Genomic DNA, 24,490 nt, shown 5'->3' with positions numbered 1-24,490 from the left:
CGCTCAGCCGCGTGCCGGCGACGGCAGCTCCGGTGAGGGCAGCGCCGCGAACACCCCCGTCACCCACTCGCGCGCCGCCTCGGCCGCCGGGATCGGGCCGCCCGCGTCGTGCCGACCGTACTCCCCCACTTGGGCCGCCCCGCACGCCCGCAACGCCTCGGCGATGAGCTCGCTGCCGCGCGAGTACGTGCGGTCGTAGCTGCGGTCCCCCATGCCGAACACCGCGAACCGGAGCCCCGCGAGGTCGGGCTGCTCTGCACCGAGCTCGGCGAGGAACGGCCTGGCGGCCGTGGGCACCTCGCCGTCACCGTAAGTCGAACACACGAGCAGGTGCAGGCGCTCGGCGTCGAGGTCGCCAACACTCGTCTCGCCGAGGTCGCGCACCTCGACATCGGCGTCATCGCTGAAGAGCCGTCGCAGCTCCTCCGCGACGAGTTCTGCACCGCCCGACTCCGTGCCGAAGAGCACCGTCGTGCCGATGCCGGGGCTGAAGCCGTCGCCGTTGGCTCCCACCGCGTCGTCAGGCAGCGGCGGCAGCTCCAGGGTCGCATCCGCTGCAGCCTCGAGCTGCGCCGCGCGAGTCGCGAGCTTCGTTCGCTCGCGGCCCGGCGCCGCCGTCAGGCGCTCGCGAAGATCAATGCGTCGCCACCCCTCGAAACCGATCTCCGTCGCAAGCGGCGGCAGTCCCGGAGCCGTCGTCGTCACCGCGCCCGACTGCAGATCGGCGACGATCTTCTGCGCGAGCTCTCTCGCGTCGGTGCGCTGATCGGGGATCGTGCCGCGCGGGCCGCGCCGCAACCAGCCCGCCGTGTAGAGCCCCGCCGCGATGCGTCCGTCGGGGTGCGCTCCCGGCTGCAGCTCACGCGAGGCATCCGCTTCGCCCGTGAAACCGATCGCGGTGATGACATCGTCTGCTGGGAGCCGCTCGTCGCCGTCCGCGCAGCGCACCTCGACGGCCGTGACCGCGTCCACACCCGTGATCGCCAGCGGCGTCGCACCGAACCACCACTCGATAGTGACGCGCGGATCGACGACCTCGGATCGGGTCAGCTCGCGCACCGCGTCGACGCGGGCGTCGCGTCCATCGCTCGGGAGCTCACCCGCACCGTGCACTCGGTGCGCCACCCCCGGCAGTCCGGCGAGCTCGCGCACCATCACGGGGTCGAACTTCGCCTCTGGCGCGCCGCTTCGCCCGAGCAGGTGGATCGTCTGCACCCGCTCGGTGAACCGCCGGTGCGCGGCGTCGTCGATGTCTGAACCCGCGAAGCCCGCCGCGTCGCGGGCGATGATGCGCGCGAGATCCATCGCGACGTTGCCGTGGCCCACGATGACGACCCGCTCCCCGAGCGGCTCCGGCTCAGCCGCGTCGGGGTACCCGTTGAGAAAACGGGTCACCTCGCCCGCCCCGCGCACCCGACTCAGCTGACTTCCCGGCTCCGCTCCCGGGACGGTGAGCGGCGCATCAGCGTGCAGTCCCGTCGCGAGCACGACGATGTCGTACGCGTCCTCCAGTTCGCGCAGGGTGACGTCCGCTCCGAGGCGGACATTGCCGCGGAAACGCACATCCTCGGCGCTGAAGAGCCGATCGAACTGGCGGGCGACGGCTTTCGTGCCCTGGTGATCGGCGGCCACGCCGTAGCGGACGAGACCGTAGGGCGTCGGCAGTTCGTCGAAGACCTCGATCGGCGACGCCGGGAACGTGCGGCGCAGCGCCTGCGCCGAGAAGCAGCCGGACGGCCCCGATCCGACGATCGCGATGCGCGGAGCGGGCGCCGCCTGCGCAGCCGGCGATCCCGTCGCACCGGTACGGCGGCCCGTCCAGGTGACCGGCAGCTTCGTCATGCCACGGAACACCCAGCCGCCGATCTCCGCCGGATCCTCATCCGTGAGCGCGAGTCCCTCGAGCGAGGAGAACAGCAGCGGGAGGGCGACCTCAGCGACCTCGGCGCGCGCCGCCCAGGCCCCCAGGCACACGTGCACGCCCTTGCCGAACGCGAGGTGCGGCTTCACTTCCCGGCGCACGTCGAAGCGATCCGGATCCTCCCACACCCGCTCATCCCGGTTCGCCGAGAGGATGCAGATCCCGAGCCGCGCGCCTGCAGGCAGCCGGACACCGGCGAGTTCCGTGTCGCGCTTCACCTGGCGCGAGTACAGGCCGATGGGGGCGACCCAGCGGATCGTCTCGTCGAACGCCGCGTTCCAGAGGGTGGGATCTGCCTCGACCGCCGCCCGCTGCTCCGGATGCGAGAGGAGTCCCCACGCCGCCACACCCAGGGCATCTCGGGGTTCGTTCAGGCCGCCGCCGATCGTCATCTTGACGTTCGCGCGGATCCGCTCGAGCGGCATCCGGTAGTCGGGAATCTGCAGCAGTTGGGAGAGCAGCGACTCGTTGGGGTTCGCGGCGTGCCAGGTGAGCATCTCGTCGAGCGCGACGTCCACCTCGTCGAACGACTGCTTGCCGAGCGCCCACACCTCGGGGTCGTCGGCGTAGTTGCCGGTCGCATCGATCATGGTCTGCGACCAGCGCTGCAGATCCTGTTGGGTCGCGTTGTGGAGGCCGATGAGCTCTCGCAGGCTCTCTGCCGCGAAGGGCGCCGCGAAGTCCCAGACGAGATCGGCTCCGGGGCCCTTCGCGATGAGTTCCTCAAGGTATCGCTCGGCGTTGCGCTGGAACTTCGCCTTCCACACCCGCTGCACCGCTCCCGGGCGGAGGGCCGGCTGCCAGGCCTTGCGCTCGATGTAGTGCTCCGGGTCGTCGCGGCGGAGCATCGAATGCCCCATCGCCCGGATCTGCAGCGAGCCCTCCTCGTCGGCCGAGAAGACCTCCTGGTCGAGCTCGGTCTCGTGGACCGCCGCGTACGAGGTGACGAGGTAGCGGTTGACGCTCGGCACCCAGTGGACGCCGCCCTCGGCGCGGAGGCGTTCGTAGATCGGGAACGGATCGCGGTACAGATCGGGAATCGTCACCCAGTCGGCGATCGGTGCTTCGGTACTCATCGTGGTCTTCCTCACAACTCCATTGGTGTTGATCCGAGTATGGAGCGTGGCAAACGGATAGAAAAGCGGAATTAGTCGTTCTGATTCATCGGAAACGTTGAATAATGGAGATATGAGCATCGTCGCCCGCCCCGTCCCCGCGTTCACTCTGAAGCAGCTGGCCTACCTCGTCGCGGCGGCTGACTCCGGGACGGTTGCGGGAGCCGCGACCCGGCTCAACGTTTCACCCTCGGCGCTCTCCGACGCGATCACCGAGCTCGAGACGGCCATGCGGGAGCAGCTGTGCGTCCGCCGGCGCGCGCACGGCCTCACGCTCACCCCGAGCGGCGATCGGGTCGTGGCCCACGCTCGGCGCATGCTCGCCGAGGCCGACGAACTCGCCCGCGCCGTCGGCGGCACCGACACGCTCTCTGGGCCCATCGTGATCGGGTGCTACCCGACTCTCGCCCCGACCGTGCTGCCGCGACTGCTCCGAGAGTTCGGTGCCGAGCACCCGCAGGTCGATCTCACGATCCGTGAGGCGACGCAAGATCAGCTCGCCGACGACATCGCGGAGGGACGTGTCGACGTCGCGTTCGTCTACGACATGCTCGTATCGCCCGAGACCGAGCGGGTGCAGCTCGCGGCATTCCCCGCGCACGTGGTGCTGGCCGCCGATCACCCGCTCGCGGATCGCGACACGGTCAGGCTCGCCGACCTCGTGGACGACGACCTCATCCTCCTCGACGCTCCCCCGTCGAGCGAGCACACCCTCTCGGTCTTCGCCGCGCAGGGGCTCACTCCGCGGGTGCGGCACCGCACCTCGAGCTACGAGGTGGTCCGCACGCTCGTCGCACGCGGACTCGGGTACGGGATCCTCGTCTCGCGCGTCGCGAATCCGCGGAGCTACGAGGGGCTCCCGCTCGTCGCGAAGCCCATCCAACCGCCCGTCAGGCCGGTCGCGATCGACATGATCTGGGCCCCGAACCGGCCGGTCCCCGCGCGCACCCGAGCACTCATCGGGTTCGCGCGGGGACTGGACTGGGGTGCGGCTTAGACCGTGATCACCTTCGGCGCCGCCACCGACTTGAGGCCGTGCGCGCCGAACTCGAGGCCGTACCCCGACGCCTTGACACCGCCGAACGGCACCATGGGATTGAGGGTGCCGTGCTGGTTGATCCAGACGGTGCCGGCCTCCAGGCGGTCGGCAACACGACGCGCCTCGGCTGGATCGCCCCACACCGAAGCTCCGAGGCCCTGGTCGGAGGCGTTCGCGCGGGCCACCGCATCGTCGAGGTCGGTGTAGCGGATCACCGGGATGACGGGGCCGAACTGCTCCTCCTCGACGAGGTCGGCGCCATCGCTGATGTCCGTCACGATGGTCGTGCGGTAGAAGCGCGGGCCGAGCTCTGGCGCCGCCTCGCCACCGGTGACGACGGTCGCGCCGCGTTGCCGCGCATCGTCGACGAGCCTGCTGACGATGTCGAACTGCTGCGGGGTCGTCAGCGGGCCGAGCAGATTCTCCTCGTCGGCACCGGGCCCCATCGGCACGGACTCCGCGAGTGAGACCAGAGCCGCGACCACGTCGTCGTGCACCGACTCGTGGACGTAGAGCCGCTTCAATGCGGCGCAGGTCTGCCCGGTGTTGATGAAGATGCCCCAGAAGAGCGCCTCGGCGATCTCCGACGCTTTCGCGCCGGGGAGCACGATGCCCGGGTCGTTGCCGCCGAGCTCCAGAGTCAGGCGCGCGAGGTTGTCGGCGGAGTTCCGCACGATCTCGCGGCCGGTCTCGGTGGAGCCGGTGAACATGACCTTGTCGATGCGGGGGTGCCCGGCGATCCGCGCACCGACCTCCCGGTTGCCAGACACGACGGTCAGCACGTCGTCAGGGAGGTGCCGGTTCATGAGCTCGACGACCGCGAGCACGCTCAGCGGCGTCGAGCTGCTCGGCTTGACGACCACCGCGTTCCCCATGCGGAGGGACGGCGCGATCTGCCAGATACCGATGAGCGCCGGCCAATTCCACGGGCCGATTGCGGCGACCACGCCGAGCGGCACGTAGTGGAGCTCGGACCGGGTGCCCTCGGCTTCGAACAGCAGCTCGGGTTCGATGACAGTGTCGGCGGCGTTGCGCACCCATACGGCGCACCCGGCGGCTTCGAAGCGGGCCCCCGCGCCGTTCAGGGGTTTGCCCTGCTCGCTCGCGATGATGCGGGCGAGCTCCTCGGCGTGAGCGTCGATCTCGTCTGCGGCGAGGTGAAGGATGCGCGAGCGCTCCTCGTGGCCGAGCGCGGCCCAGCCGGTCTGCGCCGCACGGGCGGCTCCGACCGCCGCGTCGAGGTCGGCGACCGTGTGAACCGGGGCGTACCCGATCGTCTCACCGCTCGAGGCGTCCTGGATCGCCCGGCCCTGCTCGGGATCGACGGTGATGGCGTCGATCAGTGGGTTGCTCGGCGGCGTTGTGGTGGGTGCTGCTGTGGTCGGTGATTCGGTGGTCGTCATGACGGTGGTTCCTGATCCTCTGGTCTCGGTTCGGGGTGCGCGTGCGCGGCTCAGCGGTCGGCGAAGGAGGTCACGCAGGCAACGGTGGCGTCGTCGTATGCGACGTCGTCGTAGGTCTCGAGCCCGGCCTTGTACTCGTCGAGCACGCCCTGCGCGTCGTCGAGGCCCTGCTCCGTGGCGAGATCGACCCACATCTGCTCGCCCGTGTCGCCGAGGGAGTCGCGCCACTCGGCGGTCTGCTCCTCGTCCCACGCGTTGAGCGAGCGCACCGTCGGGGCCTCGAGCATCTGCTCGCACTGACCCGCGGCGACCTCGTTGAACGCGGCGATCCCCTCGCCCGTGTTGAGCTCCTCGGTCACCCGATCGAGTGCTTCGCGCAGGTCGTCTGGCAGATCCTCGTACGCGCCGGCGTTCACCCACATGCCGAAGGTCGAGTACTGCCCCACGCCTGGGTCGGTCCACTCGGGCAGCAGCTCCATCAGGCCGTAGTTCACGGGGAAGTCGATGGCGCCGCCGATCGCGGAGACGACCCCGCGCTCGACCGACTCGTAGGTCTCCGGAGCGGTCACCGCCACGATGTTCGCCCCCTCGTCGCCGATCGCCTGCTGAATGATCGGGCCAGAGACGCGCACCTGCGCACCCTGGAACTGGTCGGTGCTCGTGATCGGGTCGTGCCCGCCGAGCAGGAAGCGGCCGACGGGCCACGTGGCGACGTGGTGCAGTCCGTTGCGCTCCATGATCTCCTGCGCGGGCGCGTAGTTCTCGTGCAGATCGTAGATGGACTGCATCGCCGCCTGTGCGTTCTGGCTCAGGAACGGGATGCTCACCATGCTCGTGGACGGGAAGTACTGCGGCGTGTAGTCGGGCACCGTCACCCCGATCTGCGCGCGTCCGTCGCGCACGCAATCGGCGACCTCGGGCGCCTTGCAGAGCGATTCCGTGGCTGTCCGCTCGAATGAGAGACGACCGTCGGTCTCCTCCTCCACCCGGTCCATGAACCAGTCCTGCACTGCGGCGTTCGGGGTGTCGGCCTGCGCGCCCGTGACGAGCGTCCAGGTGACGGTTTCGCCGCCGGCGTCACCCGATCCCGAAGCGTTGTTGATGCCGGCGCATCCGGTGAGGGCCAGGCCGGCGACGGCGACGATGGCGAGTCCGCTCGTGCGGAGGCCGCCGCGAGTCCGGCGATGAGATGTCGAGAACATCGTTGTCCTTTCTGATGATCCGCCTCGGCGTCGAGGCGTCTATTTCTGATTGTTCTGCAGCCTCACGGCCGCGTGGTTGGTGAGGGGCGCACGTCGGTCAGCAGTTCGCGCACGCCCCGGTGTTGTTCGGCTGCACGCGCTTGCCTAGCCGGCTCCCTGCGCGACGAGTGACGGCAGGAAGAGCGTGATCGCCGGGAAGAAGAACAGGATCGCCGAGACCGCGAGGTCCATGAGCATGAGCGGCAGGACCCCCTTGAAGACGGTCTCGGTGCGCACCCCGGTCGCTCCGGCGACCACGAAGCAGGTCATGCCGACGGGAGGTGTGACCATGCCGATCGCGGTCAGCTTCACGATCATGAGGCCGAGCCAGATCCCGTTGAAGCCGAGCTCCATCGCGATCGGGTAGATGATCGGGATCGTGATGATGAGCACCGAGATCTCGTCGAGCGCCGTGCCGAGCGGGAGCAGGAAGAGGAGCAGCAACCCGATCGTGAGGAGCGGCGGCACGTCGAGCCCCGCCACCCACGTCGTCACGGTGTCCGGCACGTGCGCCGCGATGAGGAAAGTCGAGAAGATCGTCGACCCCACGAGGATCATGAACACCATCGACGTCGTCTGCGCCGTATCGAGCAGCGCGCCCTTCACGTTGCTCCAGATCGTGCTGAGCCCGTCGTGCCTGAACTCCCAGATCAGGATCACCAGGGCGACGAACGCGGCGATGGCCGCCGATTCGGTCGAGGTGAAGATCCCGGAGAACATGCCGCCCAGGATGATGAGGAAGATGAGCGACAAGCGGAAGAGTCCGCGCCACGGGAGCGTGCGCAGCGTACGCCCGTAGACCTGCTGCACCGCTTCCGTGTTCGGCGTGCCAGCGGGCAGCGGCGCGGCGATGCCGGGGCCTGGGCCGGTGTTGCCGGCGCCTGCGCTGCTGTTGCCGGATCCGGCGGCTGCACTGGCCGAACCGCCCGCGCGCACGGCGGCGTACGCGTGTGCATCGGAGACGGTCTCGGCGAGTGTCGTCTCGGGTCGGACGATCTGGCGGTGCCCCATCACGAGAATGTAGACGATGTATCCGAGGGCGGAGAGCAGGCCGGGAATGATGCCGGCGGCGAGCACCTGCGCCACCGACTCCCCCGTCATGATCGAGTACAGCACGAGGAACGTGCTGGGCGGGATCACAACGCCGAGCGTGCCGGCGATCGCCACGATCCCGGTCGCAAGAGCGGCAGGATACCCGTACGCCCGCATCTGCCCGACGGAGAGCTTCGACATGGTTGCCGCGGTGCCGATGCTCGAGCCGGATACCGCGGAGAAGCCGGCGCAGGCCATGACCGTCGCGACGCCGAGGCCGCCGGGGAACCGGCTCACCATGTGGTTGGCGACGGCGAAGACGTGCTCCGCGATCTTCGCGCGCATGGCAAACATGCCCATGAGAATGAACATCGGGATGATGGTGAGCGAGAAGCTCGCTGTCGCACTGAACGGCACCGAGCCCATCACGTTCGAGGCGTAGTCGGTGCCCTGGAGGATCCCGAGCCCCAGCGCTCCCGAGAGCGCGAGCGAGAGTGCAACGGGCATCCGCATCATGAGCAGAACGAGCAGCAGGACGACGATGGTGAGGACAATTATCGTGAGGAGCATGGGAACCCTCCGGGTGAAGTGACGAGCGGCGACCGGGTCTCAGGCATCGAGCATCGCCTCGGTCTCGTCGCCGTACGGGGTGCGTCCGCGGAGTGCGCGGACGAGGTTGACGACCGCGACGACCGTCCAGAGCACGACGCCGACGGCGATGATCCAGCGCATCGGCCAGATCGGCCACTGCACCAGACCGAAGCGGGTCTCGCTCGCGCTCGTCGACTGGGCCGCGCGGACGAAGAGAGCGACGGACATCCACGCGAGGAGGCCGGCGCTCAGCGCCCAGACGAGCGTCGAGACCGCACGGGCGAGCCGCGGCGGCATCCGATCGGTGACGATCGTGACGGCGACGTGTCCGCCCTGGATCGAGGTCCACGCGAGTCCGAGGAACACGGAGGCGACAAGCGCGGTCTCGGCGATCTCGATCATGCCTGGCAGGCTCGACCGGGTGATCCAGCGCACGAGCACGTCGGCGACGGTCGCCACCATGAGCACCACGAGGCTGCCCGCCGCGACGACGCCGAGGGCGGCGCTGCACTTCTGAAGCACGCGGTCGAAGGTCGAGCGGGGCTCTGTCATGACGTCCTACCTCTCCCGCCAGAACTCGACCGCGCGGGTGTGATCGACGTTGCCGAGCGCCTCGAGGGCCTCGCTCATCGCACCGGTCACGGCGTCGCAGACGGGCGACGTGCGCCCGGCGGCGCGCTGCACGCTCTGGGCCACTCTCACGTCCTTCGTGAAGAGCGGCAGCGCGAACCCACTGGCGTACTGCCCGCCGACGACGTGGTCTGGCAGTACGTGGGTGGTGACGAAGCTCTGGCCCGTCGAGGCGTTGAGCACATCGACCATGACGCCGGGGTCGAGGCCGAAGTCTGCTCCCGCGATGAGCGCCTCCGAGGCCGCCGTGAACGCGGCAGCGGCGACGAAGTTGTTGAGCGCCTTCATCGCATGGCCGGTGCCGAGCCTGCCGGTGCGGAAGATCTGGGCGCTCATTGTCTCGATGACGGGGATCGCGCGCTCCGCGGCAGCGTCATCGTCGGCGCCGAGCATGATCGCGAGCGTGCCATCGATGGCGCGCTCGCGCGCACCGGAGACGGGAGCATCCACCATGGCGTAGCCCGCCTCGCGAAGCCGTGCGCCCGTCTCGGTGGTCTCGGAGGGGTCGGACGAACTCATGTCGACGAAGAGGGTGCCCGGTGCGGCGGGGATGCGCGGTGCGCCCGTGTCGTCGAGCAGCGCGCTGCGGACGATGGCACTCGTCGGCAGCATGGTGAGGATGATGTCGCGGTCCGCCAGGTCGGCGATGTCCGTGACCGGCCGTGCGCCGATCCGCTCGGCAACCACCGTCGTCTGCGCCGCGTCGACGTCGAAGACGGCGAGGTCGAACGATCCGGAGGCGGCGATGTTGTTCGCCATCGGCTCCCCCATGGTGCCGAGGCCGATGAAGCCGACCCGGGTGCTGGCGGTGTCACGCACGGCCGGCCTCCCCGTCGAGTTCGAGGGAGACGCCGCGCTCCGCGAAGACCTCTTCGAGCGCCCTGAGGCCCTCGACGGCGGCAGGGATGCCGCAGTACAGGATCGAGTGCACCGCGATCTCGCGCAGCTCGACCGGCGTGACCCCGTTGGCGAGCGCGCCGCGGGCGTGGATGCGGAGCTCGTGCGTGCTGCCGAGGGCGATGAGCATGGCGAAGGTGATGCGGCTGCGCTCCTGGAGCACGAGTCCGTCGCGCTGCCAGATGTCGCCGAAGCAGGTGCGGGTGACGAACTCCTGCAGCTTGTGGTTGAGGTCCGTGGTGTGCTCGACCTGGTTCTCGGCACCCTCGGGGCCGAACATGTCACGTCGCTGGCGCAGGCCGGTGTCGTACAGATCGTCAGTGATCAAGATCTACTCCTTTGCAGATGGGCGCGGCGGGTGAGCCGCCTCCCGTTCAGTGTGCCGGAGGCCGTCGCGCCCGCACTTGTGCGTGACCGCAGCGCGACTGGCAGTTCGCGCAATCGCCCGGAACACCCTCTATTCTGGGTCGAGAAGGACGACGAGGTTCATGATCGCGAGGAGGCGAGCCGATGACAACGCAGGATCCCGGGCGCTCGGTGGAGTTGGTGGACTCCGTGGGTTTCGAGGACTGGGTGCGGCTCGTGGGCAACCGTTTCGTGCCGCTCACGCTGGCGACGGGCAGCCCGGAGACCTTCACCGGCACCCTCCGCAGCCGCACCATCGGCGGCATCTGCGTCACCGACATCCGCGCCTCGTCGCACAGTGTGCACCGGCTGTCGCGTGCGATCCACCGTGACCAGAACGATCACTTGAAGCTCAGCCTGCAGCTTGAGGGCACCGGCATGGTCATGCAGGACGGCCGGAGCGCGCACCTCAACCCGGGCGACGCCGCCATCTACGACACGTCACGGCCGTACACGCTGGAGTACGACGGGGCCATGCGATCCCTCGTGATGCTCTTTCCGCACGAGATGCTCGGTCTCTCGGCGAGCATGATCCACACCGTCACAGCGCAGCGTCTCGCGGGCGACGACGGCATCGGCCGGATGATCTGCCCGTTCATGCAGCACATGGCCGAGAACCTCGATCAGCTCGAGGGTGCGAACGGGTCGCGCATCATGCACAGTGCCTTTGAGCTCATCACGGCGCTGCTGTCAGCCGAGCTGCAGCGCAGCCCCGAGCACGACGAGCAGGGCGTCGCGTTCGAGTCCGTGCGCATGTACATCGACACGCACCTGCCCGACCCGCGGCTCAGCACCGATGCGATCGCCCGCGCCCACTACATCTCGACGCGGCAACTGCAGTATCTCTTCCAGGAGGAGGGGCTCACGGTCGCCGGGTACATCCGGTCGCAGCGTCTCGAACGGAGCCGGATCGCGCTCGAAGACCCTGCCCTGCACGGGCGCACGGTGCTGCAGATCGCGCAGTCGGCCGGGTTCACCGACCTCAGTCACTTCAGCAAGCTCTTCAAAGCGACGTACGGGCGCACCCCACGCGAGCACCGGGTGACGCGGGTGGGGTGAGCGGGTCGGGCGGCGGGCGCGCCTTCAGCAGAGTCGTCGGTCTCGCACGACCCGTCTGCCATCGCACCAGTCCGCCACTCGTTCGCTGTGCGTCACCATGATGACGCGGCATCCGTGCTCGACGGTGCGACTGAAGAGTTCGAGGATCTGCGTCTCGGTGTCGGCATCGAGTGCACCGGTGGGCTCGTCGGCGAGCAGGAGTTGCGGGCCGGAGAACAACGCTCGGGCGATAGCGACACGCTGGGCTTCTCCTCCGGAGAGCTGGCGCACGCGTTTGCGCTCGTACCCCGCCAGCCCTACCCACTCCAGGCATTCGGAGGCCCGGGATGCGGCACTGCGGCGCTCTCCGACGAGCACATTCTGCAGGACGTCGCGGTCGGTGAGGAGGGTGGGGCTCTGCGTCACGATGCCGACGTGCTGCCGCCTGAAGTCGGCCATGTGGCGCTCGGTGATCGTGAGGGGTGCTCCCGCGTAGTGATACTCCCCCGAATAGTCGAGGTGCAACCCGGCGAGCACGCGGAGCAGGGTGCTCTTGCCAGACCCGCTTCGACCGAGGATTGCCACAGAGCGTTCATACGGCTGGGGTGCGAAGCGCATGGCGTCGAACAGAGTTCGTTCTGCACCGTTCGGCTCAACCACGGTGAGACGAATATCTCGGAGTTCGATGTCAGGCATCTGGTTCGCGGTCATTCAGGCCACCTCGGTTTCGTGGAGCGGGGTTCTGGTGAGAGCCGCGCGCTGCAGGCGCACATCGCCCCACGCGACGAGCACGAGCGCGCCGAGGACGCCGAGCTGCAGCATCGCGTGACGATTCGGCAGGGCGGACGCGACCGCGATCGTGGCGGCGATCGCGGCGGCGTGTTCGGTCAGGACCCGGCGAGCCAGAGTGCGCTCGAGCCGGACCCGCGGCCTGCCGAGTAGCGCGTGCACGACGAGGACTTCGCGTCGACGGGCGAGCAGTGCGTCCGAGAGCAGCCAGATCACGACTAGCCCTACCACCAGCATCGTGACTCCCAGTGTCAGGACGAGGCCGCGGTTCTGATTGAGGAGCTCCGAGATCTGTGCGTACTGGACGAGATAGGCGGGCGCGTTGAGCAGGGTGAAGTCGTGGAATCCGGAGCGATCGGCGATGGTGTGGAGCTCGCGGAGCACTCCGTCGGCTGAGGTGCCACGAGGCGCGGCGATGTCTCCGCTGAGCATGGCGAACGTGAGGATCCCGCCGAACTCTCCGGAGGAGGTCGCGAGGCCCTCGCTGTCGGCGGGGTACGGGACGACGATGGTTGTGTCGAGGTAGGTGTCGCGGTCTCCGTGGAAGTAGATCGAGGATCGCTCCTCGAGGAAGCCGACGACCTCGAACTCGAATTGCTCCAGGTAGAAGTCTGCACGGAGCACGTCTCCGAGTGCATAGATACCGTCATAGCTCGCGCCGAGCAGCACCGGGAGGCGCTTGCTGTCGTAGTCTACGCGACTCCAGTCGATCGCTTCCCCTGTCGACACCGCGAGGCCGTAGAAGTCGAAGACGGCCTCCGTCATCTGGAGCGACTTCGTGTTCAGCACGGTGTTCCCCGCCGCATCGACATACTCCCCTTGCGTCTGCATATCCGTGCCGTACCCGTAGTCGAATGTCTCGTCTCCGGCGAAATCGATGATGGGCACGGACTGGTCGAATGCGGAGAGGAACTCGATCTCCTGACTCTCCTCCATTTCGGTGAGGAACCGCCCGATCTGGGTGAGCGTGATCGGATCGCCGAGGGCCACGGAGAATATCTCAGGGTCCGCGAGAGTGTCGGTGATCGAGTACATCTCGACGTCGCTGTCGGTCGAGAACTCGGTGTGCAGGGCGCTGGAGACCGAAAGTGTGAACGTCAATGCGTGAAAACAGGTCAGCGCCAGGACGCTCAATATTGCAGTTTTGGCGAGCATGAGCAGTCTGTTGCGTCTGAGGTCGAACGCTATTTCACGCATGACGCGACCTCGATGTCCCCCGGGTCATGAGCAGCGTCACACTCGTGACGGTGGCGACGCTGATCGCTGTGGTCGCGAGGATGTGCATTCCCGGCAGTGCGTGACCGGTGGCCATACCGGCCCCGGAGACGACCGTACTCGCCGCAAGCGACAGACCCGCCACAGTGCCACCCTGCTCGGCTGAGAGCCGTCTCCACCGCGCCCCGCGCAGGTGTCTGACGCGCATCGCTGGAAGGGAAAAGCGTGCTGCGAGGATGCCCGCCGTCGCCCATCCGCCGACCGTCAGTGCTCCGCCGAAACCGAGTATCTGCGGAGAGACATAGTCGATGTTCGTTCGGTGCAACGAGCCGGCCGGGATGACCTCGATGACGGTCTCACCGAATCGGTCCAGGATCGTCGCCCGCCCCTCGGGACCGTCCACCGTTACGGTCTCCACGCCCGCATCAAGGATGATCGACGTGTCGTGCACTACGACGAGATCCGCGAGAGCGCTGTCCTCGCGCAGACCGAGGTCGCCGACGACTTCGTAGGTCCGGTCGAACACGCGAACAGTGCGCACGTCACCTTCAGTGCGGGTCTCCACCTCGCTTCCCACTACTGCTTCCTGGCCGTCATCCCCGGAGAATCCCGGGCCACCATGCAATGGGATCGGCACGCGGGAGATCTCCTTCGCGGAGATCGCCCACGCGCCGTCGTACCCGTCAGCTGCCCCGAGCACCCAGGCGTCCGCCCCCACTCGATCGACTGCGTCGATCACCGCTGTCGCGTCCTCGCGAACCTGGAATGCGTCCCGCGACAGCATTCGATTCGACTCCAGGTCAAGAAACCGCTGCTGTTGCGCATACGCTCCGAGCGCGAACCCGAGTAGGGCGAGCACCACCATGAGCCCCGTGAGAATTACCAGCTGACGGGCTGTCACCGACTCACCGCCCGGGCAGTGAGGCTTGGGGCTTCGCCGGGAAGCTCATCGCTTTCCTCTCCCGTAATAGGTGTGTGCCTTTCCGAACCCGCTGCTCGCAGCATCGGGATTGAACGCCACCCACTTGGTCTTCGCCTCTGATCTTCCGTGACCCCACTGCCGACCTGAAGAGGCGATGACCCCCGTGTACGGCCAGTAGTGCTCAAGCCTCGCGGTCGTGTAGTGCGTCACGCCCCTCCAACTCGTCCACCCATGTGATCGCTTATGTGATGTCCCCCTGATCGACTTCGTCTCGGCCTTCCCTCGATGGCTTACTGAGGACTTGGCGAACGGAGCGACAGCGCTCCGAGATTGAATAGCCGGCGCGGAGTTCTCGGTTTCTGACCACCCGCCAACTGCTTCCCAAGATGCGGGGACCGTGGGCAGCGACGAGAACGTCACCGAAGTGATGATGCCGGCGACGCCGACCAGTGTTGTCCATTTGTTCGCGAGCATGGGGAGTGACCTCTTTCCGCCGTTCAACGGCATTTCTGGCCCCTCGCCGGAACTCACAGTAGCATAATTACGATCCACGTTGCAGTGTTTTTGGCGCACGAACTCTATCGATGCGCCATCAGGAAAATAGCCCACTTTAGTTGATATAATGCGCTATACTATGACTGGTCATTGGAGGAACACATGAGTGGTCATCGAGAGTCACAGGGCGATTCGGGCAGCGCCCAATCGAGCGGCCGCTTTCGACGTTGGATACTGGCACACGCTCCGTGGCTGTGGACCCCAAATGGCCATGACTGGCTTCCGACGAGTTGGGCCTCCCTCGGCGCCTTGGTTGTCGTCATCATCGTGGTGGGTATCGTTATCACGTTGGTGGGTTGATAGGGACGCTGCGCGACCCTCCGGTCATGTCCCAGTTTTCGTGAACACCGGTGCGCGTGCACACAACATCGCAGAACAACTTTCGATCGCGGACGGCGCGATCGTCGGCACCACGTTCAAGAGAGACGGCATCTTGGAGAACGAGGTCGCTGCCGAGCGAGTGACCGAGCTCATCTCAGCCGCGCAAGAGTTCCGCCGCATCGCGAAGTCACCAGGCGACGATGAGCAGCCCATCATCACGAGGCGTATCGCGCGCGCATCCCCTCCCCCGCACCGGGACCCGACGTGAATACGTAGCGGGGGCCAGCGACCGATTGCCCCGTCCTGGGATCGACGACCACGGGCTCGACCTCAAGGCCAGTCTCGGAGTCAATGAGCACCATCGCGCGTTCCTCCGGTGCGAGCTGCGCGTTTCGCCACGCCGCCATCGCAACAAGAATCGGCCGCAACGACCTACCGAAATCGGTGAGGACGTACTCGTGACGCCTCGGCCGCTCCTGATACACGCGCCGCTCCAGGACGCCGCTCTCGACCAGCGTCTTGAGTCGAGAGGTGAGCATGCTCGAAGAGAGGCCGATGTTCGCCTCGAACTGGTCAAACCGGGTGTAGCCGTCGAAGCAGTCATGCAGGATCAGCATCGTCCACCACTCCCCGACGTACGACATCGCCGTCGACAGCGGACACTCCCGATCCTCGGCACGAACACGGGCCGCCATAGACGCCTCCAACCTCACACATCGGTGCCACACTCAGGCACGCCACTTACTGCTATTCTAGCAGTCATAGTTACTGCCAAATCAGCAGTCACTCACCTGAGCAGAATGGCCAACCATGTCGAACAACTTCGCACCGTATGACCCCAGCACCCTTCCCTCGCTCGTAGTCACCTACCTCGACGCCCAGCAGGATCACCGCTACACCGACGCGCTGGCACACTTCACACCCGACGCAGTCGTCATCGACGATGGGAAAACGTATCGAGGCATTGATGAGATCTCCCAGTGGCTCACGCGCTCCGTGAGCGAGTATGAGTACATCAGCACGCGCATCGGTCAGCACCAAAGTGGCGAAGCGCACGTGAGCGTTCGCATTCGGCTCGAGGGGAACTTCCCCGGTGGCGCCGTCGCTCTCCGTTATCTTTTCGAACTCGACGCGGGCAAGATCTCGCACCTCACGATCACGGTCTAGGTGACTCGACGACACTCCAGTATCACCTGAGTGTCACCGGGAAGTGCGAGAATCAAGGAGGGGGGTACGAGAAGGGGTCCCTCCATGCCGCACACTGGAATTCGCGTCCTCGTTGTTGAAGACGAGGATCGACTGGCCGCACTCCTCCAACAGGGCCTGACCGGTGACGGCTACCTCGTCGACATCGTCTACGACGGCGCGAGTGCGCTCACCTTCCTCGAAGAGCACACGTACGAGATCGTGGTCCTGGATCGCGACCTCCCCGTGCTTCACGGAGACATCGTCGCGCGCACACTGCGCGACCGCGGAAGCCCCGTCCGCATCCTCATGCTCACCGCAGCAACCGACGCCTCAGACGAGATCGCCGGCCTCGAGCTCGGCGCCGATGACTACCTGTCGAAACCGTTCGACTACGACGTGCTCCTCGCGCGCCTCCGGGCAATCGCGCGCCGCCTGAAGACCTCGGAGGGCGGATACCAGTTCGGCGAAATCCGACTCAACCCAGGCTCACGCCGGGTCTGGTGCGGCGGTCGCGAGGTGCGCCTCCGACCGAAAGAGTTCGCGATTCTCGTCGAGTTGATCCGGGCCCGGGGCGACGTCGTGCGGCCGATCACACTCTTCGACGCGGTATGGGGTGAGGATCAGCCCACCGACGAGGCCGTCGTGAAAACGGTCGTGCACTCGCTCCGAAAGAAACTCGGTCCCGCGAAAATCGTCACGGTTCGCGGCCTCGGCTACCGGGTGGCCGAGTGACGCGCCGTCTGTGGTCGCGTCTGAGCTTCGGGCGACAGCTCACCGTGATGATCGCGGCCGTGTTCCTGGCAGGCGGCGCGATCCTCATTCTGACTCAGCACGTCGTTCTGCGGTCGCTGCTCTCAGAAGCGGTCACCGTGCACAACGAGCAACGCGACAGCGCGGCAGAGGTCTCAGGTCAGACGCCCGACGATGATGCCATCGTCATCCAGGAGCACGGCCCAGCCTGGACGCACGACACCGTCGTCGACGAGGTGCTCGCGGGCGTGCAGCTCTGGGCAGGTGCACTGCTGGTCGCTCTCACTGTCGTCGCTGTCGTTGCCGCCTGGCTCGTGTCACGCCAGGCGATCCGCCGCATCAGCGCCGTGACCGACACCACGAACGCCATCACCGAACGCGACCTTTCCCAACGGCTCAACCTTCCGGGGCCGGATGATGAGATCAAACGACTGGGCTCCGCCATCGACGGCATGATCGCGCGACTCGAAGCCGCCTTCACCCGGCAGGAGTCATTCATCGCGAATGCCTCTCATGAGTTTCGCACTCCCCTGGCCACGGCCCGCATGGCGCTGCAAATCGCGATCAGACAGGGTCGTGTATCCGAAGAGGCGGTCCTCGAAGTCCGAGAGGTACTGCAAGCCAACCGGCGGATGGAAGAACTCGTGAACGACCTTCTCATCGTCGCCCAAGGTCGCGCGCACACCGAGCTCCCCGATGACCCCGTCGACCTCATCCCCCTAATCGCTCGCGCCATGCTCGAGCAGGCGCACGCTGCCGAGCACGCTAACCTCACCGCACTCATCTCGCTGCCGCGCGAACCGGTACTCGTCACAGGGAGCGCTCCCCTGCTCAGGTCACTCATCACGAACCTGATCGCCAACGCGGTGCGTCACAACGTCACCGACGGGTTCGTCCGCATCAGGCTCGAGGCGGAAGACGCACACGCGCGATTTTGTATCGAGAACTCGGGACCCTGCATTCTCGACGCCGATACGGTCGAACGACTCACCGAGCCTTTCCAGCGCGGCGCCCGATCCCGCATCCGCAATGATGACGGCTCAGAGGCCGGAACCGGTCTGGGGCTCACCCTCGTCGAGAGCCTCACCGAGCTGCACGGCGGCACACTCGCCCTCGAACCGCGCCCTGCTGGCGGACTCAGCGTACGCCTGTCGCTGCCGCTCGCATAACGTCACACGCGGGTGATACGCAACATCACCGCTTGAATACCACCCCCTGGGCAATCTGGCTGCATGCCACGACCGACGTCCACCGATGCACCTCTCTCCGACCTGGAGCCTGAGGAGTCCCCTGACCTCGCACCCCGCGACCGGAGACGCTGGAACCCCTCGATCGTGCTGCTGTGCCTCGCCACCGCAGCGGCCACTGCGGCCGTCGTCGCGTTCGCCATGTACCACCCGGTACCGCCATCACTCGCGGTGGCTGCGGAGCCGAAAGAGGCAGCACTCGTCGCCGAGGACATGACCGACGCTCGCACCGTGGAGCTCAAGGTCGAAGTCGGCGAAGAGTCATCGTTGACATCACCGGTGAACGGGACCATCACACGGACATCCTGCTCCCCGGGCGCCACACTCACCTCGGCCACGACCTCGTTCACGGTCGACAGCGATCCCCTCATCAACCTGCACACCGGCACTCCCCTGTGGCGCAGCCTGAAGTTCGGCGACCGAGGTGAAGATGTGATGGCGCTGCAGCACGAGTTCGCCCGCCTCGGCTATGCCGTCACCGAGACGGCGCGGTTCGACTGGCAGACCTGGATCGCCTGGGACACGATCGTCGAGAGCCTCGGCGGCGACACCACCTATGGCGAACTCGACCTGACTCACATCGTGTGGCTGCCGACCGCGCAGGTCACGGCCTCGGCGTGTCCACTGCGCCTCGGACAGAAGGCCAGCTCGGGTGGAGCGCTGGTGTCGTTGCCCTCCACCCTGCTCTCTGCCTCCGTGAAGACCATGCCGTCAGACCTGCTGCCAGGTACACGAACCCTCACGGTCAACGACATCGGCATCGCGATCAGTGAGGACGGATCCGTCACGGCGGAGAGTCTCGGCACACTCGCCGAAACCGATGCCTACCGGAATCATGCGAAGGACGCCGAGAACACTCCTCTGGAAGGCACCCTCACCCTCGCTGAACCGCTGACGGCCTATCCGGTGCCCCCGGCTGCCGTGGCGATGACGGGAGACACCAGCGGATGCGTCGCGTCGATGGACGGCGATGCCCTCCCGGTCACGGTCGTCTCATCCAAGCTCGGACGCAGCTACATCACGTTCGCCGACGCACCAACAGTCGATGCCGTGCAGGCACGCGCCCCGAAGGATCTCTCATGTTGGTGACGCTGACCGACGTGGGCCACCGCTTCGACGGGCGCCCATTCCTCTTCGAGCACCTCACCGTGCGCCTCGACCCTGGGCGCGTCTACGCGCTGACGGGCCCGTCCGGATCGGGCAAGTCGACTCTGCTCGGCATGCTGGCCGGGTGGATCGCGCCGAGCGCGGGATCAATCGACCGGACCGATGTCGACAGCATCGGCTGGATCTTCCAGAACCCGCACGGGGTTCCGCGCCGAACGGCGCTCGACCACGTCGCGCTTCCGTTCATCGCCCGCGGAGAGTCGCGATTCACCGCCGACACTGAGGCGCAGCAACTGCTGCTTCGCTTCGGCCTGAAGCACGCGATGGATCGGCAGTTCCGTGCACTTTCCGGTGGTGAGGGGCAGCGGCTGATGCTCGCACGTGGAATCGCCGCAGCTCCCGATCTGCTGCTCGTCGACGAACCTACAGCGCAGCTCGACGTACACACCGCGTCGACCGTCAGCGATGCGCTGGCTAACATCGCGACGGCCGGCACCATCATCGTGGTAGCCACGCACGACGCTCGCACGCGTGACGCCTGCACCGACATCATCGACCTCGGAGCGATCTCATGAGCCCGGTGCGGATGCGTTTTCGCGAGGTTCGACGTGAGGCCGCTAGAAACCTCGCCTCGGGCACGAGCCGCGCACTACTCCTCGCGATGCTCCTCGCGACGGCTTCCGGTACGCTCGCGGCGCTCGACACCCAGTCGATGACGGGAGAGCTCGCTGCCGCAGCCGAGTTCCGCGAACGAGGCGGCTCGATCACTATTCTCCAGTTGGCTGGGAGTATCGACGGGCGTGTCTGCGATGCGCTCGGCGAGCTTGACGGAGTGCGGGCCGCGGGCGCCCTGTCGGAACAGGAGGCGCCGCTGATTCTGGCGGGGATTCCGCAGAACCCGGTCACCTCATTCATTTCGAGCGCGGGATTCGCAACGATGTTGCCCGAGTCGACGGGCCAGCAGCACGCGGGTCTGATCCTGCCCGCTGAACTCAGCGAGACCCTGGGGCTCGATGTCGGCGACCCGATTCACACCGCGAGCGGGCCGACAGTGCTCGGTGGCACCTATGCGTACCCCGATGACGGCAGACCGCGCGGCATGGGGTACGCGGCGATCGCACCCGGACCCGCGGAGACGCTCTTTGACCAGTGCTGGGTCGATGCGTTCCCGGTGACGCAGGCGACGCTCGACATGCTGTACACCGCGGTGTCGGCCGATGCCCCGCAGTCCGACGACAGTCCGGAGCTCACCCAGCACAACGCGACGCTCGGCGTTGCGGCCGACCCCTCGCAGACGTATGCCGCTCGTTCGACCGCGATGTTCCCCGTCGCAGCGTTCGTCGTCAGTCTGCTGGTCGGTGTCACGGCGGTGTGGATGCGCCGCATCGAGATCGCTTCTGCCCTCCACTCGGGAGTGCGCAAAGCGGACGAGCTCAGCACGCTGCTGCTCGAAGCCTTCGCCTGGTCGATGGCGGGGGCACTCACGACGATTCCGATCATCGCGATCCTCACACAATCTTTGGCGGCGAACGACCACCTCCCCGTGGTGCTCGCCGCTGCACTGACGCCTGCCCTCTCGGTGTCTGGGGCGATCCTCGGCACGCTCACGGCGGCCCTGCTGATACGCGAACAGCGACTGTTCGTCTACTTCAAAGGGCGATCGTGAAGACCGAATGGGGCAGTCGGGCTCCGCTGCACTGGCGGAGTCACATCGCACAGAAAGGAACACATCATGACTGGAACACTCGCACCCACTGCGAAGCAGAAGAGCCTGCGGCGGCTGGGGACTGCCGTGCTCACCGGAGCCCTCGCCCTCACGGGGCTGACCGCGGCGCAGGTCGCGACGGCGGCGCCGTCTGAGGCGAGGGTGTGTGCAGGGAAACTCGACCGTTCAGCTGGCTACGCCTACGCGAAGAACATGTGCGGGTGGGCGCGCGCCGAAGTCGGGCGTGTCATCGGCGGCAAGCAGCGAATCGTGAGAGCCGATGTAAGGAACAAGGCGGTCTCCGTGAGGTGGACGCAGGGCGCACGCTCCTACGAACGAGCAATGATCTGGTGAGCCGAGCAAGCACCCGGTAAGTACATCATTCAACGCACTGTCTGCCGGGTGGTCGTGCCCAACAAACGGCGCGGCCACCCGGCCCTCCCCAGAAAGGAATCTCCTATGAAACTCACTTCTTCCCGACTGCCTGTTTCGTTCGCCGTGCTCACCGCGCTGCTTCTCGCGGGCTGCACCAGCGGTTCACCCGAGGAACCCGCGCCAGAGGAGCCTGAGACCCTCGCGCAGATGATCGAGGAGGGACTCGCCAACGCTCAGTCAGATTTCCAGAGAGAAGTTCTCGAGAAAGCCAAGGAGACCGGCGAGATCAGCGAGGCGGACTGGAAAGAGGCAAACAACCAGAAGAAAGAATGCATGGCGGCCATGGGATATGAAATGGACGTTGTGTACGAGGGGTCAAAGGTCCTGTGGATCATGGACCTTGATGAGGCAGAAGACGAGGAGGCGCAGAAGAAGCGAGACCGAGACACGATCGACTGCTCTGAGAAGACAAGTGCGTACATCGACGAAATCTACTCATTCCTCGCCGGTGACCAGCCCGGTGCTGACGGCAGCGACCCCCTGCGTGCCGTGTTCGATTGCCTCGTGAAGAACGACCTCATTCCGAAAGACACGACGTTCGACGAGTTCCAGGCAAGTTCCGGTTACGACGAGGACGAGCAGCCGTCTGATGAAGAATCACCCGAAGACGAAGCGATTGCGAAGTGCTGGGCAGATAACACATGAGACACCCGCTCCTCCAGCCTCCTCACTACCCCAATGGAGTCCCCATGAAGTACTTTCCTACCGCCGTTGTCTTCGCAATCGTTCTTCCGTTCACACTCCTGCTCTCGGGATGTTCCGGATACACCGAGATGCGCGTCGATGAGAGCACCGACACGCTCCAAGAGCTCATCGATGACGGACTCGCGAACGCCAAATCAGACTTCCAGAAGCAAGTCCTCAGGAAGGTCCAGGAAAAGGGCGAGCTCAGCGAAACGGACTGGAAGGAAGCCAACGAGCAGTACAAGGCGTGCCTCATCGCCGCGGGTCAGGACGTTGAACTCGTGTACGAGGGCACTCAGGTACTCATCAAGAGCGAGGTGAACGAGGGCAGCGAACCCGGGGATGAGGAGGCTCAGCAACGAGAACGCGAGCAAGACACCGAGTGCTACGAGAAGACCAGCATGTACATCAATGAGATCTACGCATACCTCTACGATGACGGGTCTGAGCAAAATCACGAGGAGATCGAGCGAGCCGTCTACGAATGCCTCATCGACACAGGGGTGCTCCCCGAAAGCACCACGTTCGAGGAGTTCTCGGCGGGGCTGAAGAAGGACGAGGGCCCGCAGATCAGCAACGAGGACACCCCCGAAGACGAGCAAGCGGAGTGCTGGCAGAAGGTCACGTAGGCGGGGTCCAACTCTCCGAGACCGTTACGCGCGCCGTGATTGTTCACCGTCCCTCCAAACGCGCCATGATGGAGTGAGCTCATCGACCGCAAGGAGGCCCGGAGACATGACTCTCGAGAACACCGCAGCTGACCCAGTGCTCGATGCGCTGACCCAGCGACGCCCCCTCACCTGGTGGCGCGCCGATCTGGGGTCGGCCGCCGAGGTGATCGCGGGATCCGGAATCGACGAGCACCTCGTTGACGACGCTGAGGCTCGATTCGCGCGGTTCGCACCTTGGTTCGCCTCGCACTACCCGGAAACCGCCGACCGTGGGGGCATCATCGAGTCGGAGCTCGTCCGCGCGGATCGCGCGCAAGCTGAGATCGACGGCTTGGGGGTGACGCTTGCGGGAACGCTCCTGCTGAAGCGAGACGACTCGCTCCCTGTGAGTGGTTCCGTGAAAGCGCGCGGCGGCTTCCACGAGGTGCTCGAGTTCGCCGAGGAGGTCGCGGCGCGGGCGGGCCTCCCGATCGATGACTGGCAGACGTACGACTCCCCCGAGTTTCTCGAGCTCGCGAAGTCGCATCGCGTTGTTGTGGGGTCGACGGGCAACCTGGGCCTGTCGATCGGGATCTTGAGCGCTGCGCTCGGGTTCGCGGTCGACGTCCACATGTCCGTCGATGCGCGCGCGTGGAAGAAGGACCTGCTGCGGGAGCGCGGCGCGACCGTCATCGAGCACGAGGGCCCTTTCGACGAGGCGGTGGCCGCTGGTCGCGCTTCTGCCGAGAGCGACCCGAGCACACACTTCGTCGATGACGAGGACTCGCGGAGCCTGTTCGCGGGGTACGCGGTAGCGGCACGTCGGCTCCGTGCACAGCTCGATGCAGCCGGGATCGTGGTCGACACGGAGCACCGTTTGGTGGTGTCACTCCCCTGCGGTGTGGGTGGTGGACCCGGCGGGGTCACCTACGGGTTGAAGCAGGAGTTCGGCGACGCGGTGCACTGCGTGTTCGTAGAGCCGGTCGAGGTTCCGGCGGTGACACTCGGCGTGCGCACCGGTAAGCACAGCGACATCTGCGTGCAAGACATCGGGCTCTCCGGCCGCACCGCAGCCGACGGACTGGCGGTCGCCCGACCCTCGCGGTTCGTGGGCGAACGCATCGGCGGTCTGATCGACGGGTTCGCGACCGTGGACGACGACGTGATGCGCGCCGGAGTGAGCCTGCTCTCGCGAACGGAAGGCATTGCCGTGGAGCCGTCGGCGACGGCCGGGCTGACGGTGCCGTGGCGGGTCGCGCTCGGGGTGCAGGCTGGTCAACTGCCTGCCGAGCTAGGTTCGTCGACCACCACTCATCTGGTGTGGCTCACCGGAGGGAGCATGGTGCCCGAGGAGGAGATGGCGCAGTATCTGCGCGAGGGAGCTGGGCTCGCTGACGCGTTCACCACGGACGCGGCACTCCTCACGTGAGTCTCGCCGACGACTTCGCAGTGACTTAAAGCGCATATGCGGAACATCGTTAAAGGGCTGTTCTCCTGCGAATGGCAGGGCTGCTTGCGGATGATCCCGGTGACGCGAGAGATCTCGCCCGCGTGGTCTGGCTGAGTCCAGCGGCGTACTAAGTGTCTCGATCGGCGGGTTCAGCTAGCGC

The 24,490-nt window shown here is 66.5% G+C and carries 24 protein-coding genes; 13 read left to right on the top strand and 11 right to left on the bottom strand.

The genetic code is table 11. The annotated features are described in order from the left end of the window. Positions 1–3: 3 nt before the first annotated feature. Entirely contained in the window at positions 4–2,997 is a 2,994-nt protein-coding gene (locus tag K8P10_RS07045; RefSeq protein WP_224781088.1) for a cytochrome P450, read from the bottom strand. 112 nt (positions 2,998–3,109) lie between these two features. Here K8P10_RS07045 and K8P10_RS07040 point away from each other — a divergent pair, with 112 nt between their 5' ends. Beyond that, the gene (locus tag K8P10_RS07040; RefSeq protein WP_224781087.1) at positions 3,110–4,033 is read left to right on the top strand and encodes a LysR substrate-binding domain-containing protein; all 924 of its coding nucleotides are present in this window, start codon (positions 3,110–3,112) and stop codon (positions 4,031–4,033) included. On the opposite strand, the gene K8P10_RS07035 is transcribed toward K8P10_RS07040, so the two are convergent. The 6 genes from K8P10_RS07035 to K8P10_RS07010 form a co-directional block, all read right to left on the bottom strand. Further along, a complete protein-coding gene (locus K8P10_RS07035) occupies positions 4,030–5,478 on the bottom strand; it encodes an aldehyde dehydrogenase family protein (protein WP_224781086.1) in 1,449 nt (482 codons plus the stop codon). The genes K8P10_RS07040 and K8P10_RS07035 overlap by 4 nt on opposite strands. Positions 5,479–5,528: 50 nt before the next feature. After that, a complete protein-coding gene (gene dctP / locus K8P10_RS07030) occupies positions 5,529–6,680 on the bottom strand; it encodes a TRAP transporter substrate-binding protein DctP (protein WP_224781085.1) in 1,152 nt (383 codons plus the stop codon). 144 nt (positions 6,681–6,824) lie between these two features. Then, positions 6,825–8,321: a TRAP transporter large permease gene (locus tag K8P10_RS07025; protein WP_224781084.1), complete on the bottom strand. Its 1,497-nt coding sequence runs from the start codon at positions 8,319–8,321 to the stop codon at positions 6,825–6,827. Between the two features lie 39 nt (positions 8,322–8,360). Beyond that, a complete protein-coding gene (locus tag K8P10_RS07020; RefSeq protein WP_224781083.1) occupies positions 8,361–8,894 on the bottom strand; it encodes a TRAP transporter small permease in 534 nt (177 codons plus the stop codon). A 6-nt stretch (positions 8,895–8,900) separates the two neighbouring features. Beyond that, positions 8,901–9,791, bottom strand: coding sequence for an NAD(P)-dependent oxidoreductase (locus tag K8P10_RS07015; protein ID WP_224781082.1), 891 nt, complete (start codon positions 9,789–9,791; stop codon positions 8,901–8,903). Next, complete coding sequence (locus tag K8P10_RS07010; protein ID WP_224781081.1) at positions 9,784–10,197, bottom strand: carboxymuconolactone decarboxylase family protein; 414 nt, start codon at positions 10,195–10,197, stop codon at positions 9,784–9,786. Before K8P10_RS07010 ends, K8P10_RS07015 begins: the two co-directional genes overlap by 8 nt. A gap of 182 nt (positions 10,198–10,379) precedes the next feature. On the opposite strand from K8P10_RS07010, the gene K8P10_RS07005 reads away from it, so the two are divergent. Then, positions 10,380–11,333, top strand: coding sequence for a helix-turn-helix domain-containing protein (locus K8P10_RS07005; RefSeq protein WP_224781080.1), 954 nt, complete (start codon positions 10,380–10,382; stop codon positions 11,331–11,333). 24 nt (positions 11,334–11,357) lie between these two features. On the opposite strand, the gene K8P10_RS07000 is transcribed toward K8P10_RS07005, so the two are convergent. Genes K8P10_RS07000 through K8P10_RS06990 form a run of 3 tightly spaced genes read right to left on the bottom strand, consistent with a single transcriptional unit; the run spans position 11,358 to position 14,217 of the window. Continuing rightward, positions 11,358–12,023: an ABC transporter ATP-binding protein gene (locus tag K8P10_RS07000; protein ID WP_224781079.1), complete on the bottom strand. Its 666-nt coding sequence runs from the start codon at positions 12,021–12,023 to the stop codon at positions 11,358–11,360. Beyond that, positions 12,024–13,298 (bottom strand): hypothetical protein, encoded by a 1,275-nt coding sequence (locus K8P10_RS06995; protein ID WP_224781078.1) that lies wholly within the window; start codon positions 13,296–13,298, stop codon positions 12,024–12,026. It abuts the gene before it with no gap. Further along, positions 13,291–14,217 (bottom strand): hypothetical protein, encoded by a 927-nt coding sequence (locus K8P10_RS06990; protein ID WP_224781077.1) that lies wholly within the window; start codon positions 14,215–14,217, stop codon positions 13,291–13,293. Before K8P10_RS06990 ends, K8P10_RS06995 begins: the two co-directional genes overlap by 8 nt. Before the next feature lie 781 nt (positions 14,218–14,998). Between K8P10_RS06990 and K8P10_RS15455 the strand changes: the two genes are divergently transcribed. Continuing rightward, entirely contained in the window at positions 14,999–15,382 is a 384-nt protein-coding gene (locus K8P10_RS15455) for a BtpA/SgcQ family protein (RefSeq protein WP_370632000.1), read from the top strand. Here K8P10_RS15455 and K8P10_RS06980 read toward each other — a convergent pair. Further along, a complete protein-coding gene (locus K8P10_RS06980; protein WP_224781076.1) occupies positions 15,330–15,809 on the bottom strand; it encodes a helix-turn-helix domain-containing protein in 480 nt (159 codons plus the stop codon). The two genes, K8P10_RS15455 and K8P10_RS06980, sit on opposite strands and share 53 nt — an antisense overlap. 115 nt (positions 15,810–15,924) lie before the next feature. Between K8P10_RS06980 and K8P10_RS06975 the strand changes: the two genes are divergently transcribed. The 10 genes from K8P10_RS06975 (at position 15,925) to K8P10_RS06930 (ending at position 24,309) form a co-directional block, all read left to right on the top strand. Next, entirely contained in the window at positions 15,925–16,281 is a 357-nt protein-coding gene (locus tag K8P10_RS06975) for a nuclear transport factor 2 family protein (protein WP_224781075.1), read from the top strand. 84 nt (positions 16,282–16,365) lie between these two features. Beyond that, positions 16,366–17,034, top strand: a complete 669-nt coding sequence (locus K8P10_RS06970) for a response regulator transcription factor (protein WP_224781074.1) — start codon at positions 16,366–16,368, stop codon at positions 17,032–17,034. Beyond that, the gene (locus K8P10_RS06965) at positions 17,031–18,221 is read left to right on the top strand and encodes a cell wall metabolism sensor histidine kinase WalK (RefSeq protein WP_224781073.1); all 1,191 of its coding nucleotides are present in this window, start codon (positions 17,031–17,033) and stop codon (positions 18,219–18,221) included. Before K8P10_RS06970 ends, K8P10_RS06965 begins: the two co-directional genes overlap by 4 nt. Before the next feature lie 63 nt (positions 18,222–18,284). Then, the gene (locus K8P10_RS06960; RefSeq protein WP_224781072.1) at positions 18,285–19,388 is read left to right on the top strand and encodes a peptidoglycan-binding protein; all 1,104 of its coding nucleotides are present in this window, start codon (positions 18,285–18,287) and stop codon (positions 19,386–19,388) included. After that, on the top strand, positions 19,379–19,981 hold the full coding sequence (locus K8P10_RS06955) for an ATP-binding cassette domain-containing protein (RefSeq protein ID WP_224781071.1): 603 nt from the start codon (positions 19,379–19,381) through the stop codon (positions 19,979–19,981). Before K8P10_RS06960 ends, K8P10_RS06955 begins: the two co-directional genes overlap by 10 nt. Next, positions 19,978–21,072: a hypothetical protein gene (locus tag K8P10_RS06950; RefSeq protein ID WP_224781070.1), complete on the top strand. Its 1,095-nt coding sequence runs from the start codon at positions 19,978–19,980 to the stop codon at positions 21,070–21,072. Before K8P10_RS06955 ends, K8P10_RS06950 begins: the two co-directional genes overlap by 4 nt. Before the next feature lie 66 nt (positions 21,073–21,138). Beyond that, entirely contained in the window at positions 21,139–21,465 is a 327-nt protein-coding gene (locus K8P10_RS06945) for a hypothetical protein (RefSeq protein ID WP_224781069.1), read from the top strand. 105 nt (positions 21,466–21,570) lie between these two features. After that, positions 21,571–22,191: a hypothetical protein gene (locus tag K8P10_RS06940; RefSeq protein WP_224781068.1), complete on the top strand. Its 621-nt coding sequence runs from the start codon at positions 21,571–21,573 to the stop codon at positions 22,189–22,191. After that, positions 22,188–22,859 (top strand): hypothetical protein, encoded by a 672-nt coding sequence (locus K8P10_RS06935; RefSeq protein WP_224781067.1) that lies wholly within the window; start codon positions 22,188–22,190, stop codon positions 22,857–22,859. The genes K8P10_RS06940 and K8P10_RS06935 overlap by 4 nt, the downstream gene beginning before the upstream one ends. 106 nt (positions 22,860–22,965) lie before the next feature. Further along, positions 22,966–24,309, top strand: coding sequence for a D-serine ammonia-lyase (locus tag K8P10_RS06930; RefSeq protein WP_224781066.1), 1,344 nt, complete (start codon positions 22,966–22,968; stop codon positions 24,307–24,309). Positions 24,310–24,490 lie beyond the last annotated feature (181 nt).

The organism is Leucobacter sp. Psy1, assembly GCF_020096995.1.
Classification (GTDB): domain Bacteria; phylum Actinomycetota; class Actinomycetes; order Actinomycetales; family Microbacteriaceae; genus Leucobacter.
Note: the sequence above shows the minus strand (reverse complement) of the source record. Positions and strands in the feature narration are given on the sequence as shown.